General features: G+C 38.9%; 18 protein-coding genes and 1 other RNA gene. 12 read left to right on the top strand and 7 right to left on the bottom strand.

Annotated elements, in window-relative coordinates:
• Nucleotide 1: 1 nt before the first annotated feature.
• The 5 genes from CMT41_RS13115 to pspF all read right to left on the bottom strand — a co-directional run bounded on the left by CMT41_RS13115 (nucleotide 2) and on the right by pspF (nucleotide 5,819).
• Nucleotides 2-1,036 (bottom strand): peptide ABC transporter ATP-binding protein, encoded by a 1,035-nt coding sequence (locus CMT41_RS13115; RefSeq protein WP_058027518.1) that lies wholly within the window; start codon nucleotides 1,034-1,036, stop codon nucleotides 2-4.
• Nucleotides 1,037-1,139: 103 nt separating this feature from the next.
• Complete coding sequence (locus CMT41_RS13110) at nucleotides 1,140-2,033, bottom strand: ABC transporter permease subunit (protein ID WP_057181749.1); 894 nt, start codon at nucleotides 2,031-2,033, stop codon at nucleotides 1,140-1,142.
• A complete protein-coding gene (locus CMT41_RS13105; RefSeq protein ID WP_058027517.1) occupies nucleotides 2,023-3,051 on the bottom strand; it encodes an ABC transporter permease in 1,029 nt (342 codons plus the stop codon). Before CMT41_RS13105 ends, CMT41_RS13110 begins: the two co-directional genes overlap by 11 nt.
• 1 nt (nucleotide 3,052) lies before the next feature.
• The gene (locus tag CMT41_RS13100) at nucleotides 3,053-4,723 is read right to left on the bottom strand and encodes an ABC transporter substrate-binding protein (protein ID WP_232299962.1); all 1,671 of its coding nucleotides are present in this window, start codon (nucleotides 4,721-4,723) and stop codon (nucleotides 3,053-3,055) included.
• Entirely contained in the window at nucleotides 4,698-5,819 is a 1,122-nt protein-coding gene (pspF, locus tag CMT41_RS13095) for a phage shock protein operon transcriptional activator (RefSeq protein ID WP_058027516.1), read from the bottom strand. Before pspF ends, CMT41_RS13100 begins: the two co-directional genes overlap by 26 nt.
• Before the next feature lie 237 nt (nucleotides 5,820-6,056).
• Between pspF and pspA the strand changes: the two genes are divergently transcribed.
• The 12 genes from pspA (at nucleotide 6,057) to ffs (ending at nucleotide 16,730) form a co-directional block, all read left to right on the top strand.
• Nucleotides 6,057-6,722: a phage shock protein PspA gene (gene pspA / locus CMT41_RS13090; protein ID WP_058027515.1), complete on the top strand. Its 666-nt coding sequence runs from the start codon at nucleotides 6,057-6,059 to the stop codon at nucleotides 6,720-6,722.
• 78 nt (nucleotides 6,723-6,800) lie between these two features.
• A complete protein-coding gene (gene pspB, locus CMT41_RS13085; RefSeq protein WP_291618787.1) occupies nucleotides 6,801-7,013 on the top strand; it encodes an envelope stress response membrane protein PspB in 213 nt (70 codons plus the stop codon).
• The gene (pspC, locus tag CMT41_RS13080) at nucleotides 7,010-7,462 is read left to right on the top strand and encodes an envelope stress response membrane protein PspC (protein ID WP_057181743.1); all 453 of its coding nucleotides are present in this window, start codon (nucleotides 7,010-7,012) and stop codon (nucleotides 7,460-7,462) included. The genes pspB and pspC overlap by 4 nt, the downstream gene beginning before the upstream one ends.
• A gap of 183 nt (nucleotides 7,463-7,645) precedes the next feature.
• On the top strand, nucleotides 7,646-9,133 hold the full coding sequence (locus CMT41_RS13075; protein WP_058027514.1) for a YcjX family protein: 1,488 nt from the start codon (nucleotides 7,646-7,648) through the stop codon (nucleotides 9,131-9,133).
• Nucleotides 9,130-10,257, top strand: a complete 1,128-nt coding sequence (locus CMT41_RS13070) for a YcjF family protein (protein ID WP_058027513.1) — start codon at nucleotides 9,130-9,132, stop codon at nucleotides 10,255-10,257. The genes CMT41_RS13075 and CMT41_RS13070 overlap by 4 nt, the downstream gene beginning before the upstream one ends.
• Nucleotides 10,258-10,374: 117 nt before the next feature.
• Nucleotides 10,375-11,253: a phenylalanine 4-monooxygenase gene (gene phhA / locus CMT41_RS13065; RefSeq protein ID WP_083494294.1), complete on the top strand. Its 879-nt coding sequence runs from the start codon at nucleotides 10,375-10,377 to the stop codon at nucleotides 11,251-11,253.
• An 83-nt stretch (nucleotides 11,254-11,336) separates the two neighbouring features.
• Nucleotides 11,337-11,687, top strand: coding sequence for a 4a-hydroxytetrahydrobiopterin dehydratase (locus CMT41_RS13060; protein WP_057181739.1), 351 nt, complete (start codon nucleotides 11,337-11,339; stop codon nucleotides 11,685-11,687).
• Nucleotides 11,688-11,865: 178 nt separating this feature from the next.
• On the top strand, nucleotides 11,866-13,416 hold the full coding sequence (gene tyrR, locus CMT41_RS13055) for a transcriptional regulator TyrR (protein ID WP_058027511.1): 1,551 nt from the start codon (nucleotides 11,866-11,868) through the stop codon (nucleotides 13,414-13,416).
• Nucleotides 13,417-13,618: 202 nt separating this feature from the next.
• Nucleotides 13,619-14,608, top strand: a complete 990-nt coding sequence (locus tag CMT41_RS13050) for a fumarylacetoacetate hydrolase family protein (RefSeq protein ID WP_057181737.1) — start codon at nucleotides 13,619-13,621, stop codon at nucleotides 14,606-14,608.
• 135 nt (nucleotides 14,609-14,743) lie between these two features.
• Entirely contained in the window at nucleotides 14,744-15,382 is a 639-nt protein-coding gene (gene maiA, locus CMT41_RS13045; protein ID WP_057181736.1) for a maleylacetoacetate isomerase, read from the top strand.
• A 181-nt stretch (nucleotides 15,383-15,563) separates the two neighbouring features.
• Nucleotides 15,564-16,484, top strand: a complete 921-nt coding sequence (locus CMT41_RS13040) for a DUF3014 domain-containing protein (RefSeq protein ID WP_058027510.1) — start codon at nucleotides 15,564-15,566, stop codon at nucleotides 16,482-16,484.
• A 149-nt stretch (nucleotides 16,485-16,633) separates the two neighbouring features.
• Nucleotides 16,634-16,730, top strand: an RNA gene (gene ffs / locus CMT41_RS18770) — signal recognition particle sRNA small type.
• A gap of 24 nt (nucleotides 16,731-16,754) precedes the next feature.
• On the opposite strand, the gene CMT41_RS13035 is transcribed toward ffs, so the two are convergent.
• Together CMT41_RS13035 and priC are read right to left on the bottom strand one after the other, a co-directional pair.
• On the bottom strand, nucleotides 16,755-17,021 hold the full coding sequence (locus CMT41_RS13035) for a late competence development ComFB family protein (RefSeq protein ID WP_058027509.1): 267 nt from the start codon (nucleotides 17,019-17,021) through the stop codon (nucleotides 16,755-16,757).
• A 107-nt stretch (nucleotides 17,022-17,128) separates the two neighbouring features.
• Nucleotides 17,129-17,803, bottom strand: coding sequence for a primosomal replication protein PriC (priC, locus tag CMT41_RS13030; protein ID WP_058027508.1), 675 nt, complete (start codon nucleotides 17,801-17,803; stop codon nucleotides 17,129-17,131).
• Nucleotides 17,804-18,409: the final 606 nt, after the last annotated feature.

Genomic DNA, 18,409 nt, shown 5'->3' with positions numbered 1-18,409 from the left:
CTTAGTTTGTCCCTTTTACTGGTTTGTCTTTTAGCGGCTCTTTTTTTACTGTTTCACGGAGTATCGGGAAGTGACAACTTACTTTGTGACCATGGAAATTACTCACTTTTGGCGCTGAAACACAGGTTTGCTGAGCTCTTGGGCATCGAGGGCCTAGCCGACAACCTATAGGTAAATGTTGTAAAATTGGAATACTACCGGGTAAGGTCATTAATCGCGACTTAGCGGGTAATTGCAGATTTGCTTTGGTACTACTATCAACTAGAGCACGGGTATAAGGGTGCATAGGTTTATTAAATATTTGTTCTGTGGTACCCGCTTCAACAAACTGACCGCTATACATTACCGTGATGGTGTTAGTCCAGTGGGTAATGTTTTCTAAATCATGGCTGATCAATAAAATAGACATGTTTTTTAATTGATTTAGGTTTGCTAATAATCGAAATATTTGCCCTTGATTGGTACTTTCCATAGCCGCTGTTGGCTCATCGGCAATCAATAACATTGGTCGGCCTGCCAAGGCGATTGCTATCATAACGCGTTGACAAATTGCCTCGGTGAGCTGATGAGGGTAACTACTAATACATTGACTATGGTTCTTAATACCCACTTTATGAAGTAATTTTATCACCTCTTTTTTGCGTTGTTTATTACGTTGCCAAAAATAACCAGATAATTGTGAAGTATCAATTGCTTCACTTAATTGTGCCCCGATCAAAGTGGTGGGGTCTAAGCAGCTCATGGGCTCTTGAAATATCATGGCGATATCACGACATAATAATGTTCTACGTTCATCTATTGATAGCCGTAATAAGTCGATGCCACGCCAATGGAAACGGTCGGCATGGACATGCCACTTATCTTCTAAAACCCCGATAATGGCTTGCGCTAATAGTGATTTTCCTGAGCCTGACTCACCGACTAAACCGCGTATTTCGCCTTCTTTTATGGATAAACTTACTCTATCTACTGCCAATATACGGCCATTGGGGGTATCTAACTCAATGGATAAATTTCTAATGTCGAGTAAATTCATAAGCTCTACTTATGCGCAGCTTTAGGCTGAGTGATGAAGGTTAAAAAAAGTAAAATCATATGTTTTTTTACTTTTACTTTGTTTGCTATTTGTGGCAATAACATTAGTTTTCCTTACGCAACTTGAGGGCGTGGCGAATGCCTTCACCCACTAAGTTAGTGGCAACTACGGCGAATAATATCGCTAGACCAGGTAAGTAAACCGTCCATGGCGCTATATAAAAGCGCTCAAGGCCATTGGCTAAAATAGCGCCCCATTCGGGCAAGGGAATTTGTGCCCCTAGCCCTAAAAAGCCTAGTGTGGCGATATCTAATATTGCCGCTGATTGAGCCAGTGTCGCTTGGCTCATTAAGCGCTCAACAATATTTGGGAATACTGAGTAGTACAAAATACGGAAATTACTAGCACCATCAAGGCGCGATGCTAGGACATAATCTTTTCTAAATTCTTCTTTTACAGCATAGCGGGTTATGTGGATAAATTGTGGGATAAAGACTATAGCAATTGCCCAGACAGTGTTACTGATACCCGGACCTAAAATAGCGACAATAATAATGGCGAGTAATAGCGATGGGATAGAGAGTATTACATCGAGAAAGTGATTTAAAAAACTGGACTTAATGCCTTTAGTTAACGCTGAGAGTGAACCAATGACCACGCCGATAACTAAAGAAAAAATCACCACAATAAAACTTAAACCAAAGGTAAGTGAAGTGCCATACATGAGCCGAGATAACATATCTCTGCCAAGCTCATCGGTACCTAACAAATAACTTACATTACCATCTACATGCCAAGCAGGTGGTAATAAAATCATATCTAAATTGCCGTCCACTGGCGAGTAGGGTGAGATAATTGGTGCAAAAATAGCTAATAAAATTAGGAAAATAAAACAACAGAAGCCAACCATAGCGACGGGAGTTTTACGAAAAATCCCCCACAACTGCATAAAGGGCGAAGGAAAAACTTCTTCAAGGTATATTTTTTCACGAGCCATGTTTATTACCTCGGGCTAATGGATTGAGCGCCGCATAGATAAAGTCTGTTAAAATATGGATAATAAATATAAAGCATGACAGCACTAATAAACCGCCTTGAATTGCGGTGTAATCTCGCTGATATATACTTTCTATTAGCCATCGACCAATGCCAGGCCAACTAAAAATAACCTCAGTTACCATAGCGATAGTGACTAAATTGGCAAATTGCAAACCCACATGTCGTATTATTTTGATCAGTGCATTACGTATGGCGTGGCGAAAGATTATTTGTTGAAAGCTTAATCCTTTAGCACGAGCCGCTCTGATATAACTGGTGGCTAACACTTCGATCATCGCGGCACGCGACAAACGAATAAAAATAGTCGCGGGTGCTAGGGCTATGACACATGCGGGGAGAATGATATGGGCACTGGCATTACTAAAAGCTTGCCATTTATAGGGGCTATCACTTAATAAAATATCAATAAACTGGATGCCGGTAATAAACTCTATTTCAAACAGTAAGCTGATTTTTCCTGCCGAAGGCAACCAGCCCAGGCCGATGGAAAAAACAAGTATAGCCAGTAAACCTAACCAAAAAACAGGAATGGAATAACCAAGCATAGCTAAAGATAATATCACATGGTCACTGGTTTTATTGTGTTTGATCGCGGCAATAAAACCTAAAGGAATACCGACTGTCATAGCAATAAGTAAAGCCACTAAGCTGAGCTCTATGGTTGCCGGCAGTAATTCTATAATCTCGTTGCTAATGGGCGATTGGCTGGCCATAGATTGACCAAGATCACCATTAAGGATATGAGTTAAATAAGCACCATATTGATTAACAATGCTCTTATCCATTTGGTAAGCTTGATTAAGTTGTGCTAATTCGCTTGCCGTAGCATTAATTTGACCGGAATGATTAATAACGGTATCACCCGGAAATAAAAAACTTAAGCTAAATGATAATAAAGTTAGCACCAGCATAGTAAAAATAAATAAGCTGATGCGTCGTAAGGTAAAAATAAGCATCTTAGTTACTCACCTTGTTAACCATGTCATCAGTTTTGTTATTGGTATTTATTTTAGCCGCTTGATAAAAACTGATACCACCAAAGTTTGACAATATATCACCTACCACATCGGCACCACGAGCTTGATAGCGCTTTGAGTGAGCAATGGGTAATAAAGGCATTTCTTCATTAATTATTGCCATAGCCTGAGCATAGTAACGCTTTCTTTGCTTCATGTTGGTTGTTTTAAGGGCTTCTTGCAGTAGTTGGTCAAATTCTTTATTACACCAAAAGGTCCGATTATTACCCGTTTCGCTGGCCGAGCAACTTAGCATTGGCGTGAAAAAATTATCGGGTTCTGGCGTATCGGCATTCCAGCCTAATAAAAAGCTTTGGTGCTCACCTAAGGATAAGCGACGCAAGAAGGTGCTCCATTCATAACTGACAATTTTCACCTTTACGCCAATTTTCTTTAAATCAGCTTGGATAAGCTTGGCCATGGTTAAGGCATTTGGATTATAAGCTCTTTGCACTGGCATTGCCCATAGGTCCATAGTAAAACCTTGTGCATAACCTGCTATGGCTAATAAAGACTTTGCCCGTACCGGATCATAACCCAATTCAGGGGTTTCACTGTCATAAGCCCATGATGTTTCAGGTAGTATTGATTTAGCTCGGGCTGCTTGAGAGTGGTAAACGGTATTAATGATCGCCTGCTTGTTAATAGCTAAGCTGATAGCTTGGCGCACTAATTTATTATTAAATGGCTCTTTTTTAGTATTAAAACCAAAGTAACCTACATTTAACGAGGTAATCGACTCCAATATCAAGTCAGTTCTTTCTGCAATTTTTGCATGGGCTATAGGGTAACTACTGACATCACATTCTTTCGCTAACAGTTTAGTTAAGCGACTGGTTTTACTCAGGGTGATATCAAAAACAAGTTGCTCGATTTTTGCTGGTCCTTGCCAATATGAATCATGACGGTAAAATCGAATTAATGAACCAACCCGATAATCTTTGAATTTAAACGGTCCGGTACCAATGGGCAGTATATCTATTTTATGCGGTGTACCTTTATTGAGTAGTTTTTCACCGTACTCAGCCGATAATATTACCGCATAATCGGTGGCTAAATTAGCTAAAAAGGAGCTGTCATTACGTTTTAAAATAAAGCGAATGGTGTAATCGTTAATTTTCTCGATTTTTTCAATTAACTCGGCAAATTTAGCACTTTGGAAAAAAGGGTACTGGCCACCAGATACTTGATGATAAGCATGGTTTTTATCTACAATTCGATTAAAGCTAAATAAAACATCATCGGCATTAAGAAATCTTGTCGGGGTAAAGTAGCTCGTTTGATGAAAGTGTACATCTTGACGTAAATAGAAGGTGATTTTTTTACCGTCACGAGTAACATGCCAGGACTTAGCCAGGGAAGGGCCCAAGGTGTTATTGTTCCCTTCATAAACAATAAGGCTGTTATAAAGCTGTTTAGAGGTGGCGTCAGTGGTTGTTCCTGAGGTACTAAGCTGAGGGTTAAACGTTTCTGGCGAGCCCTCAGAGCAATAGATAATACTGCGCTCACTTAACGATAATTTATTACCCTCGTTACATCCAGCGAGCAGACTAACAAAAGCAGTAATAAGTAAAGGGAGTGTTGGCTTAAAGCTCATCGTTAATACTGCCATCAAGCAAGTTATATTTTTTTAGGTAACCTCTTAATTGATGATACGTTAATTCCAGTGCTTCCGCGGTTTTCTTTTGATTAAATTGACAATGGGCTAACGCCGATTGTATTAACTCAATTTCATAATCTTGTGATAATGATTTTAAGGACTGGGGAAACTCTTGCGTCACTGTCTTAGTGGGCAGCTTAGCACTCGATGGCTTAGTCGTTGCGGTTAGTTCAATATCCTCGCGGGTCATACTCTCAGTTACCGTGTTAATGCTACCGCTACGAGCTTTAATTCTGTCATTGGTTTGATTGCTATGCTTTGGTCTATAAGGAGAGTCGAAAGGGTCTATGATTAATTCATGGACGGGCAAATGTGGATTATTACCACGATAAACGCTACGCTCAACCACATTTTTTAACTCACGAATATTACCAGGCCAAGGATATTCAAGCAGGCTACGTTTAGCTTTTTCGGTAAAACCGCTAAATAATTCAAATTCAAGTTCACGGGCCATGTTGATGGCGAAGTGCTCTGCCAGCATCATGATATCGTCTAAGCGCTCTCTTAACGGTGGTAGCGTGATAACATCAAACGCTAATCTATCTAGTAAATCTGCTCTAAATTGTCCCGATGCAGCTAACGTAGGTAAATCTTCATTGGTTGCCGCCACTAAACGTACATCGGTAGTAATGGTTCTTGAGCCACCAACACGCTCAAATTCACCGTATTCAACAACACGTAATAGCTTTTCTTGAATGAGGCCAGAGGTATTAGCAATTTCATCTAAGAATAGTGTGCCTTTATCCGCACGTTCAAATCGTCCTTCATGACGCTTATTTGCACCGGTAAAAGCACCACTATCATAACCAAACAATTCTGTTTCAAGTAAATTCTCATTTAAAGCCGCACAATTAAGTTTTATATAATTTTGTTGCCAGCGTTTAGATAGATAGTGCAAACGAGCCGCAACCAGCTCTTTACCTGTGCCTCGTTCACCAATTATCAGTACGGGTTTACTCAAAGGAGCAATTTGAGATATTTGCTCTAGTACTTCTAAAAAATTATTTGATTGGCCAAGAAGATTATCTTGTTGGTTAAAACGCGCCATAGTAGACTCAAATGTTGGTTTATTTCACTAACAAATAGTGTATTTTATTACTTAGTCGGTTGAAAGTCTTTTTTAAATAAATAATAATGTGATTAAAAACAGTGTGTTATTATTATTATTAAAGTTGGCTTAAAAAATGAATATATTAAAATAGTTATTTAGCTCTAAGTAAATACTTAGTTCACGCAAATGTAAATAAAGTTTGGCATGATTTAGCCACAAGTTGAGGAAGATGTTATGGGTATTTTTTCAAGATTCACAGATATTATTAACTCTAATATAAATAATTTATTAGATAAGGCCGAAGATCCAGCCAAAATGGTCCGCTTGATCATTCAAGAAATGGAAGATACCTTAGTAGAAGTGCGCTCTAGCTCGGCAAAAATATTAGCAGAGAAAAAAGCATTAACTCGGCAAGTAACCCGCCTTGAAAAAGACGCGGAACAATGGCAAGGAAAAGCCGTACTGGCGTTAAGTAAAGATCGTGAAGACTTGGCTCGTGCTGCCTTAATGGCAAAGAAAAAAAGCAGTGAAAGCGCACAAGCTTTATTAGCTGAGTTAAGCCACCTTGATGAGCATATTTGTAAGTTGCAAGATGAAATTAGCCAATTACAAGATAAGCTAACGGATGCCAAGACGCGGCAAAAAGCCATTGTTATTCGTGAAAAGTCAGCAAATTCTCGTTTAAAAGTAAAAGAAAATATCCACAGCACTCGGGTACATGATGCCTTAAACCGTTTTGATGATTATGAACGTAAAATTGATGATATCGAAGCCGAAGTTGAATCATATGATTTAGGCGGTAAATCATTAGCAGATGAGATTGCCGAGCTTGAGACCGATGAAAAGGTTGATGATGAATTAGCTCAGTTAAAAGCTAAGATGAAAAACAATAAAAAATAATAACTAAAATATGAATAAAGCCTAAATAAAGCTATCGCTAGCATAGGATAAAGGAGACGTATTGTGGAAGAGATTATCATGGCACCTGTCATTATATTTATGATTATTGTTGCGCCAATATGGTTGGTGTTGCATTACCGCAGTAAAAAGCAAGTAAGCCAAGGTCTAAGCCAAGAAGAGTATATTCAATTATCAGAATTGTCAGAAGTTGCCGATACCATGGCTGATAGGATACAAACACTCGAAGCGATTTTAGACGCGGAGACCCCCAACTGGAGAACCAAATTATGAGTCGAAAAAGAGGAGAGTTATATCGTAACGCCGAGCGGGGAAAAATAGCAGGGGTTTGTGCTGGCCTAGCAGATTATTTCGGTTGGGAAACTTGGTTGGTAAGAATATTAGTGGTATCTGGTGTGCTTTTTGGCTTGCCATTTCTTATCTTAATTTATATTGCTGGTTGGTTTATTTTGGATAAAGCCCCAGGGAAAATCGTAAGAGGAAGCCATGAGCCAAGTGAAAGCCGCTATGGTAAAAGGCATCAGCAAGGGCGGCACGAGGCTGATTTTAGCAATGAATCAATAAAAGTAAAAGCGAGGATTTGGCAAGCGGGGGAGCCGCCCAAGCAAGCACTATATGATATTCGCCGTAAGTTTCGCGCTTTGGAAAAGAAAGTACAATTGATGGAACAATATGTTACCTCAGCGGAGTTTACTGTTTCAAGGGAGATAAATAAGCTCTAAGCACAGGAGGAATGCTGTCAGTTGGCAGCTTTTCTATTAGTCCAGTAATGTTGTGCCCGTATTAACCGTGATAGCTTAACTTTTCTGGTGAAAAATAATCAATAAGGTGTGATTTTATTTAAAAGACCTTATTATCAAATGACTTCTTAAATAAGATATTAATAGATAAGTTATCAATTCGTTATGGCATTAATAAGTAAATTGTTCATCAAAAAACGTGGTCTAGATAAGTTAAAAAACAATCTAAAAGGTAAGGCTAATGAATTACTGAGTCGCACATTCGATCAACATGTTACTTTAGCGGTTACCGGGTTAAGCCGTAGCGGTAAAACAGCATTTATTACTTCCTTGGTAAATCAACTAATCAATGAAGGTAATGGTACAAAACTTAGTTTTTTTGATCCCGTGCACAATGGCACTTTTATCGCCGCTAAACGTGTACCGCAAAAACACTTTCATGTGCCGCGCTTTGATTATGATGCAGCAATTTCTGCGTTAACAGCAGAGCAACCCAACTGGCCAGAGCCAACACATGGTATTAGTGAATTACGTTTGTCTATTCGTTATCAGCCGAAAAGTTCAATACTTAAATACGCCACAGATATGGCCACATTAACCTTAGATATTACCGATTACCCCGGTGAGTGGCTGCTTGACTTACCCATGCTCAAACAAACGTATCAACAGTGGTCACAGCAAACGTATGATTTAATGACCCGTGCGCCACGGGCTGAGCTCAGTAAGAGTTTTTTGGCTAAATTGGCACTAATTGACCCATTAGCTAGTGCTAGTGAGGAACTCTTAGGGGAGCTAGCGCAAGAGTATACCGCGCTTTTATATACTTTTCGTTATGACCTAGGTTTATCTGTAATACAGCCTGGACGATTTATATTACCAGGTGAGTTAGCAGGGGCGCCAATTTTAGAGTTTTTCCCCTTCCCCGCATTAGCAAGCATTGATGGCAATGCTTATCAAAATGCGCCGGATGATAGCTTTGTTGGTATGTTACGTTCACGCTATCTTGAGTATAAAGAACAAGTAGTCCGGAAATTCTATCGTGAACATTTTCTGCGTTTTGATCGACAAATAGTATTGGCGGATTGTTTAACGCCCTTGAATAAAGGGAGAGAAAGTTTTGCCGATTTAGAACTTGCCATGTCGATGATCCTACAAAGTTATAGTTATGGTAAGTCAGGGCTATTTTCTCGATTGTTTTCCCCTAAAATTGACAAACTATTGTTTTGCGCGACTAAAGCCGACCATGTTACCCCAGAACAACACGCACCTATGGTGGCATTGTTAAACCAATTGATTCACCAAAACAAACACCATATAAGCTACGAAGCCGTACAAATTAAAACCTTAGCCATTGCTGCTGTTAAAGCGACAACTTCAGGGGTCAGTAAATATAAAGGGGCAGATATTCCTGTTATTCAAGGTCAACGTTTAGCTCAGCGTGAGGGCAAAGGGGCAACTGAAGTGTTTGGCCAAAAAATAACGGTGTTTCCAGGGGCGGTACCCAATCAGCTGCCGCAAGAAAATTATTGGCGATCGAACACTTTTAATTTTATCGCCTTTGCTCCCTTATCAGATCTCACTAAACATCAATGTTTACCACACATTCGCATGGATCAAGTATTACAGTTCTTACTTGCCGATAAAATGATATGACTAATAAAGACAACATAAACAAAGAAAAATTAGCTCAGCAAATACTTTTTAGCGAGAGTGACACTTTAGCTGAACACAGTGATAATCAAGGTAAAGACACTCGTGCTAAGGTAACCGAACAGCTTCTGTTTACTAATGATGACTATTTACCGCTAAGCCCGGATGAAGATCGCCTAGGTGAATTAACACCAGCAGAGCTTGATGGCGAACAGCTACACCAAGGTGTTACTAACGTGCCAGCTGGTCAATATTCATGGCTATGGCGGATAATATCTGCTTTATTTATCACCTTACTTGCCATTGAAGCGGTTGATTTCTTTATTGCAGGCTTTGAAAACTCACCGATAACTACTAGCCTTTATGCCTTGTTGTTAGTCTCATTGACCTTGGCGGCTGCTAAGGTGTTGTGGCATGAATTTATTGGCCTTAAGCAGTTCAAAAAACGTCAGGAAATGCAACAGCAAGCTAAGGAACTGTTATTAATAGATGCTGATCAGCATACTGAATCGTCGAATCAACGTGGTAAAGACTTTTGTCACAACATTAGCGAAAACCTACCTTGTGATTTGGTGTTTGATTGTGCCGAAGAACAGCAGGTTTGGCATGATGCTTTGGCGGCAGACCATAGTTCTAGTGAGTTAGTTCAGCTCTACTCGCGGGTGGTATTAGCGAAAGTTGATGAAAAAGCGTTAAATGAAGTAGCAAAATTCTCTAGTGAAGCAGTGGTTTTAATTGCCTTAAGCCCGGTAGCGCTTATAGATATGTTAATTATGTTATCGCGCAATTTACGCATGATAAATAAAATAGCAGGACTGTATGGCTTGAAGCTGGGCTACTGGAGTCGAATAAAGTTAATAAAACAAGTGTTTGTTAATATGGCTTATGCTGGTGTTAGTGAATTAGTGGCAGACCTTGGTAGTGACATGCTGGGCGCCGAGTTAATGGGTAAACTATCGGCTCGATTCGCCCAAGGGCTAGGTGCTGGTATGTTAACCGCTAGGCTAGGTGCTAAAACGATGGAGCTTTGTCGGCCAATTCCTTTTGAAGAAAAACTTAAATTAAGCCATGTTCGTAAAAAAATAACCCAGCAAATTAAAGCGTTAGTAAGTCCTAGTAAGCCGTAATAGCCAGTGAACCCCCTGGTTGTAATTACTGCTGTAACCTTTCGTGTACAGCAAGTGCGTTTGTTGTTTTTTTGACCGTTTTGTGTTGCTTTATTTTATCTACCCTGATGTCTTAAGATGAATGCAGTAACAATAAAAATTATTACATTTAAAAATTATAACAAAAGTCGCTTAAGAAGAAAGGTTACCACTATGGCAAAAGGCACAAAGTATATTTCTAAAGTTCCTGATGAACAGGGCTTTATACAATGGTCAGCAGAAGAAAATTCCATTTGGCAGGAGTTGTTTGCTCGTCAATTAGCATGCATTAAAGATAAAGCTTGTGATGAATATCATGAGGGTTTAGTAAAATTAAACTTGCCAACCGATCGTATCCCGCAACTTGATGAAGTAAGCAAGGTCTTAAAAGCAACGACAGGGTGGCAATGTTACCCGGTACCGGCCTTAATCGGTTTCGGCGAGTTTTTTAAATTACTTTCTGAAAAGAAATTCCCCGTTGCTACCTTTATTCGTAGCCGTGAAGAAATGGACTATTTACAAGAACCAGATATTTTTCATGAAATATTTGGTCATTGTCCTCTGTTAACTAACGCTTCTTTTGCCAACTACACCGAAGCGTTTGGCAAGATGGGCTTAAATGCCAGCAAAGAGCAACGGGTGTTTTTAGCTCGCCTATACTGGTTTACTATTGAATTTGGTTTGCTCGATACGCCAAATGGCCTACGTATATACGGTGGTGGTGTATTGTCCTCACCAGGGGAAACGGAATACGCTATGCATAGTGCTGAGGTGGAACGTAAACCTTTTGATGTGTTAGATGTTTTAAGAACGCCTTATCGCATCGATATTATGCAACCCATATACTACCTGCTAACTAAAGTATCTGACTTAGATGATATTCGAAAGCTAGAAGTTGATGACATTATGGAATTGGTTGCTAAAGCGCAAATGTTAGGTCTGCACGAGGCTAAATTTCCGACAAAACAAGCCAGTTAATGATGCCGCAAGGTTAAATTAAGCGAAAATAATTAAGCGAAAATAATTTAGCAAATAAATATAAAAATAACTAAGGATACATAATGACTGCACAATCCAGTGATATATTAGCGAGTCAAGCCTGTGAAGCTTGTCACGTCGATGCACCGAAAGTAAGTGATGAAGAGCTGAAAGAGCTGATTGCCTTAATTCCAGATTGGGTGCCACAAGTACGTGATAATGTCATGATGCTTGAGCGTGAATATAAATTTAAAAACTATAAGTTGGCCTGGGCCTTTGCCAATAAAGTGTCAGAGTTGGCAGAAAGTGAGTTCCATCATCCATCTATTTTACTTGAATGGGGTAAGGTTACTGTTACATGGTGGACACACTCTATTGGTGGGCTGCATAAAAATGATTTTATCTGCGCAGCTAAAACCGATGAATTGGGTTAATAACTCACTTAAGTAACGCACTTAAGTAACTCGTTTAAATTATTATTTAAGTGAAATATAGAGCAAATTTAAGTACTGACATTTATCAAAATACAACTTGGTAAATGTTGTGCTTTATTAACGTAAAAATTAGTTTACAATAGCCCTTTTGTTAAATTCTAGATTAAGGGCTTGTGAAATGCGTTTGGAAATTACTTGTCATGACCGTGTTGGCATGGGACAAAAAGTATTAGGTATCTTTGTTGAACACGGCATTAATGTACGTGGTATTGAATTGATGCAGCCTGGGCGTATTTTTATTAATATTCCTGATTTAGATTTTTCCGACTTACAAACTTTTATGCCACAATTACGCTTGATTGAGGGCGTAGGTGATGTAAAAACAGCACCTTACATGCCATCTGAGCGTGAAAGAAATGAACTTGCCACCTTAATTAAAACCTTCCCTGACCCCTTTATTTCAATCGATAGAAAAGGCAATGTTCGTATTGTTAACACCATAGTCTCAAGCATTATCGGTGAAGATGAAGATTCCCTTGTTGGTCAACATATTAGCTTGTGGTTGAAAGGTTTTAATTTTAATCGCTGGTTAGATGCTAAGGAGGTACTTGCGCAAACTAGACGGTTAAAATTTCTAGGCGATGATTATGTTGCTGACATCATGCCAATTCATGTTGCGGGTGAAAATGACAGCCGTGTACTGGCCGGGGCCGTGTTAATTTTAAAATCTGAAGCGCGCCTTGGCCAACAAATGAATGCCTTTAAACAGCCTAAAGAAAATACTTTTTCAGGTATTCAGGCAACGTCAAGTGCTATGCGAAAAGTTATTCGTGAAGCTAAGCGCATGTCGTCACTCGACGCCTCTATTTTAATTATGGGTGAAACCGGTACCGGTAAAGAGTTACTTGCTCGGGCTTGTCATGGTGCCAGTAAACGTGCTGAGCATGCTTTTCTGACCTTAAATTGTGCCGCTTTACCTGATGATGTTGCTGAGTCTGAATTATTTGGTGTGGGTGAGAAAGGTCAAGAATCAAGTAAACGTGGCATTTTTGAAATGGCTGATGGCGGTACTGTTTTTCTTGATGAAATTGGTGAAATGTCAGCTAAACTACAGAGTAAGCTATTACGGGTAATACAAAACGGTAGTTTTAGGCGTGTCGATTCAGAGCAAGAAGTTACTGTCAATGTGCGTATCATTAGCTCGACCAATAAAGATTTATTAAACCTTGTTTCAATCGGGGACTTTAGAGAAGATCTTTATTATCGACTCAATGTTTTTGGTTTAACATTACCAGCCCTTAGAGAGCGCCGTAGCGATATTTTACCCTTGGTAGAGTTTTTTATCGGTAAAGCTGCTCATCAAATTGGTCGCAGCCATCTTAAAGTTAGCGATGATTGTCGTGACTTTATTGAACATTACCCATGGCCCGGTAATATCCGTCAATTAGAAAACGTACTTACTCGTGCCGCTTCACTGCTTGAGGGCGATGAAATCGAAATAAGTCACTTAGCATTACCGGCTTATACCCGTGAACATGGCTATTTAGAGCAAGAGTTTGAGGGTACATTAGATGCGGCAGTGAAAAAGTTTGAAGCCGATCTGTTACGTAAGCTATACCCAGCTTACCCAAGCACCAGACAACTTGCTAAGAAACTTGGTCTTAGCCATACCGCAATCGCTAATAAATTACGCGAATACGATATTAATAAAAAAACAGTTAAAATATAACCCCGTGTCGAGACACTTACTTGGCGTAAAATAAGTGTCATAGCAGTGTAATAATAACCGTAAAGAAATTATGCCGTACGGTTAGTGAATAAGCTGGCGCTATAGCTTGGTTGTCAGGTGAAAAATTCGTACCATACTTTTATACTTTAAATGTATCGATAAATATTACAGTTATAATTTAATATAATTAAAAGGTTTAACAATGAAATTAGCAACACTTAAAAATAATACACGCGACGGTCAACTCGTTGTTGTTAGTCGCGCACTTGATAAAGCTGTCGTGGTCAGTGATATTGCCACAACTTTACAAGCTGCTATTGATAACTGGAGTGAAATTTCACCAAAATTAGCTGAGATTTACCAATCGCTAAATAACAATGAAATCACTGATACCTTAGTTTTTGAACAAGCTCAATGTGAATCACCATTGCCTCGTGCATATCAGTGGGCTGATGCTAGTGCCTACGTAAACCATGTTGAGTTAGTGCGTAAAGCGCGTAATGCTGAAATGCCGGAAACATTTTGGACCGATCCATTAATGTATCAAGGTGGCTCAGATGCTTTTATTGGTCCACGTGATGATATTGCCGTTGCCAGTGAAGAGTTTGGTATTGATTTTGAATCGGAAGTCGCTGTGATCACTGATGATGTTCCTATGGGCGCAACACCAGAGCAAGCAGCCAAGCATATTAAGTTACTTATGTTGGTTAATGATGTCTCTTTACGTAATTTAATTCCTGGTGAATTAGCGAAAGGTTTTGGCTTTTTCCAAGCTAAACCGTCAAGTTCTTTTTCTCCGGTTGCGGTAACACCTGATGAATTAGGTGATGCATGGGATGGTAAAAAATTACACCTACCGTTAACAACCCATTTAAACAAAGAGCTATTTGGTCAGCCAAACTGTGGTGTAGACATGACCTTTGATTTTCCAACCATTGTTGCTCATGCAGCCAAAACACGGCCATTATCAGCCGGTTGTGTTATAGGCTCTGGTACTATTTCAAACTACGACCGTTCAGCAGGATCAAGCTGTTTAGCTGAAATTCGTATGTTAGAGATTATTGCCGATGGCAAAGCTGTGACACCCTTTATGAGTTTTGGTGATACCGTACGCATTGAGATGTTTGATAATGAAGGTAGCAGTATTTTTGGTGCCATTGACCAAAAAGTCGTTGAATATAAAGCACAGTAGTTAATTTAAGCGACAAACCGCTTTGACTAAGTATAAGTAAATGCTAATTATCAGTACTTGAGCTAACTAGAGACGTTAACTCAGTCAGGTAATTAGCATTTTTTTTAAGACTAATAACTCAATATAAGGAATACGATGAAACTTTATGGCTACTGGCGTTCTACGGCCGCGTACCGTGTACGAATTGCTCTACATTTAAAAGATATACCCTTTGAATCCATCTCTATACATCTAGTTAAAAATGGCGGTGAACAACATGGCCGCGAGTATAGTGAACTCAACCCTAACCATTTAGTGCCAACCTTAGTTGATGGCGATTTCTCGTTAAACCAATCGTTAGCCATTATTGATTATCTGGATCAAAGTAAGCCAAAACATGCTTTATACCCAAGCGACGCCAAAGCTAAAGCAAAAGTTCAGGCCTTAGCTTTAGATATAGCCTGTGAGGTGCATCCCCTTAATAACTTACGAGTACAACAATACTTAGCTAACTCACTAAACATTAGTGCAGAGGCGAAACAGCTATGGCTTGAACATTGGATGAGCATAGGGTTTAAAGCCATAGAAAAGCAATTAACTATTAGTGCAGGGCAGTATTGCTTTGCTGACACTATCAGTGTTGCTGATATTTGTTTAGTCGCGCAAGTGTATAATGCCTATCGATTTAAAGTTGATATGAGCGCTTATCCATTAATTAAGCAAGTGGTTGAAAACTGTAATAAGCTGCCTGCCTTTATCAAAGCGCTACCGGAAAACCAGGCCGATGCCCAGTAAGTAAGTTTAACTGTGAAAAATACCCCTGCATAGAACAATGGGCTATTGTTAAGTGATTGACACTTTATAACAAAAAAACACAGATAAAAAGTAAAATAACTGCATAGGGTGGTTGCATAACAAGGCAAAAAGCGTTGCAATAATGTTTACTTAGCATTAACTCAAAATAATTTGGATAGCCATGGAAAACGTAGCAGCAAAACAGTTAAATGAGCGGGGCGAAAGTAAAAAAAATACCGGCCCATTGATTATATTTATCGTGACTATTGTTTTAGTCGCTGTCGCTTTATGGCAATTTTCAACAGGGACAAGTGAACAACGCCCTGTGGACTCAAGTGAATTGTTAACAATAGCGCAGGGTGAAAAGATCTCTGCGACAAAGCACAGCGAGGAAGTAATTAATGACAGTATTGAATTATCACCTGATGTGGTAGCAGATGTTATCGAAGAGCTAGTAGTAACTGTTAAAGCGCCTGATATCGAACAGGTTATCGCGCTGCCATTACCGCCATTAGATGAAAGTGATGCTTGGCTTCAAGGAAGGTTACCAGAATTAACTTGGCGCAATGAGTTATTATCACTGTTAATTACTGAAGATATAATTCGCCGTTTTGTGGTTTTTACCGATAATTTTGCTCAGGGACTACTGGCTTATGAATATAGTCCCTTTATTCCGCCTAAAGTAAAATTCGCTGTTGATGAGCAATCAAGTAATATAGATGGCGAGAAGAACGTTTGGCAGTGGGACAGTGCTACTAGTAAGCGCTTTGACATCTATGTCGACCTATTACGTTCAATTGATAGCACAACCTTAGTGCAATGGTATGTTGACCTTAAGCCGTTAATTAATGAAGCCTATAGTGAACTTGGCTATGAAGACGATTTTACTTATACCCTGCAAGACGCAATAAATCGAGTGCTAGATATGGAGTTACCTAAATCAACAATGAATGTAACACGTACCAGTGTTATGTATAAGTATCACGATCCACAACTGGAAGCGCTTGATGATAGTGACAAACTGTTGCTACGTATAGGTAAAGAAAATTTATTAATTATTAAATCGGTATTATTAGAAGTGAATGAAAAACTGGCTAAATAAGGTTTTAAGAGTCGCTAATTTTGTTGCTGAGGTGGAAAAATAAGCAAACAGTCGGTTTTTAGCAACTAATGCTTGCAAATTTACTTAGCTTTAGCGATAATTTGCGCCGCCTTAAGACGTTATTTGTTTTAAAGCATCTATGGTGACCCTTTCGGTCCCCTCGCAATGATACTCTGTGAACTCGGCCAGGTCCGGAAGGAAGCAACCGCAGCAGACGACTCATGTGCCGAGGTGTGGCTGGTTGGGTCGCCACCCAACCTCTTTATATTATTATTCTTTTCTACTCACATGCATAAAAGCAAGTGCCTTAGCGATAGCTTCTTTGACTTTATTTTCCATATCGAAACGCTCTGATGGTGGTAAATAAAAAGCCATATCAACCTCATGACGGATATAACGAGTAGGCAACTGGTTTAATACTACACAGGTTAAGTCTGCAATAAAATCTTCATCATATTTATCATCAAATTTTGCTTTGAAAAAATGTTGCAAAACTAATTTTTCATAATAGTTATGAATGTCCTCTGAAATCTTCATAAAACCCCTTTTATGTTGTGAAGAAAATAGTACGGTTCAATAGAGCTTAGACAAAGAGTAACCTTAGTTAAAACAAAATGCGAATATATCAGGCTGAGCGCTTATTGTTATCTAAGGTTTTTCTTTTGGGCAAGTTCAATATTACGTTCAATGGCTGAAATAGCCTTCCGACATCGTCCTAAACGTTGGTGTAAAGCAAGTACTTCCTGTGAAAGCTTGTTGCTATTACTGGCTTTACTTTGAATACGTTGCTGCTCCCGTTCAGTAACCATCGCCATTAACCTTCTTTCGAATTCATGATGTTCACTAAGTTGCTGATGCAGTTGATGACTTGAGAGTAAAACTTCTTTTGCCATTTTATTATAGTTATCATATTGGCTAGCTTTAGTGGCTTTTATCCGGACTTTTTTTCTCGCGTCGACGCTAACTTGGGCCGCTTGATGCATTACTTGGTTAGCCTCTATCGCTTTCATTAAAGCAGCAATCTGTTGTTCAATTTTTAGTAACGATGATAAAGCAATTTCTGCTTTATTGACATTGTTGGTGCTTGAACGGTACAGCCGAGAGAATTCATTTAAGCGTTTTGTTACTTCTTTAGTGTAGGGCGAAAATTTATCACTCTCGGTACTAAATAGGTGTTGAGAAAATAGATTGTTATTTTCAATAAGGTAATGGGATTTATGTTTAGTGTTTAATAGGTCAGTTTGCTTTGCCTGTACAGATAAATGCTCAAGTAGAGTTGTTAGGCGCTGAATAGCAATTTCATGTCTATTTTTATTCATATAACGAGCTGTTAAGTCATGTGGAGCGTATGTGGGGCGCAATTATAGCCTAGATTATAGTAAAGCTAAAATAGTATCTAGCGCTTAAGTAAATAGGTAAATGTAGCATTAGCTTTGAATCTTTCATATGTTAAAAAACCATTTTTGTAATTATAAATGTACGGTATGAGTTTTTATTCTTTTAAGTTGTTGATAATTCTGGTTTTGTATTTATGTTTATTGGAAGGTTAAATTAAATAACTAAAGTAAGTTACTAGAAAGTTAATTTCTAAGGTACTGTTAGTAAAGGGAAATATCGTCTTGTTATTAAAGTGTAAATATTGATTGGTTGTTTTATTATATTATTTTTTAAAATTAATTAATTGGCTTAAATATACTGAGCTGTACGTTTTTTAATGATTAAAAACAAGTGGTTAGTGATTTATTGGCCATTGCTTACCGCAGTAGTATAAGTTAGTCAAAATGTGTCCACTTGTATCGATTTGTTAAAAATATTACCATTTGGTTGCAATTGGTGTTGACGGTTCCGGTAATTCCCGTTTACTATCTTAACCGACAGATCAGGTCATACGACTTGATAAAAGATAAACGAGGCAGCATAGCCTT

The sequence above is a fragment of the Colwellia sp. MT41 genome, assembly GCF_001444365.1.
Classification (GTDB): domain Bacteria; phylum Pseudomonadota; class Gammaproteobacteria; order Enterobacterales; family Alteromonadaceae; genus Colwellia; species Colwellia marinimaniae.
The sequence above is the reverse complement of the archived record's forward strand: the minus strand, read 5'-3'. Positions and strand labels throughout refer to the sequence as shown.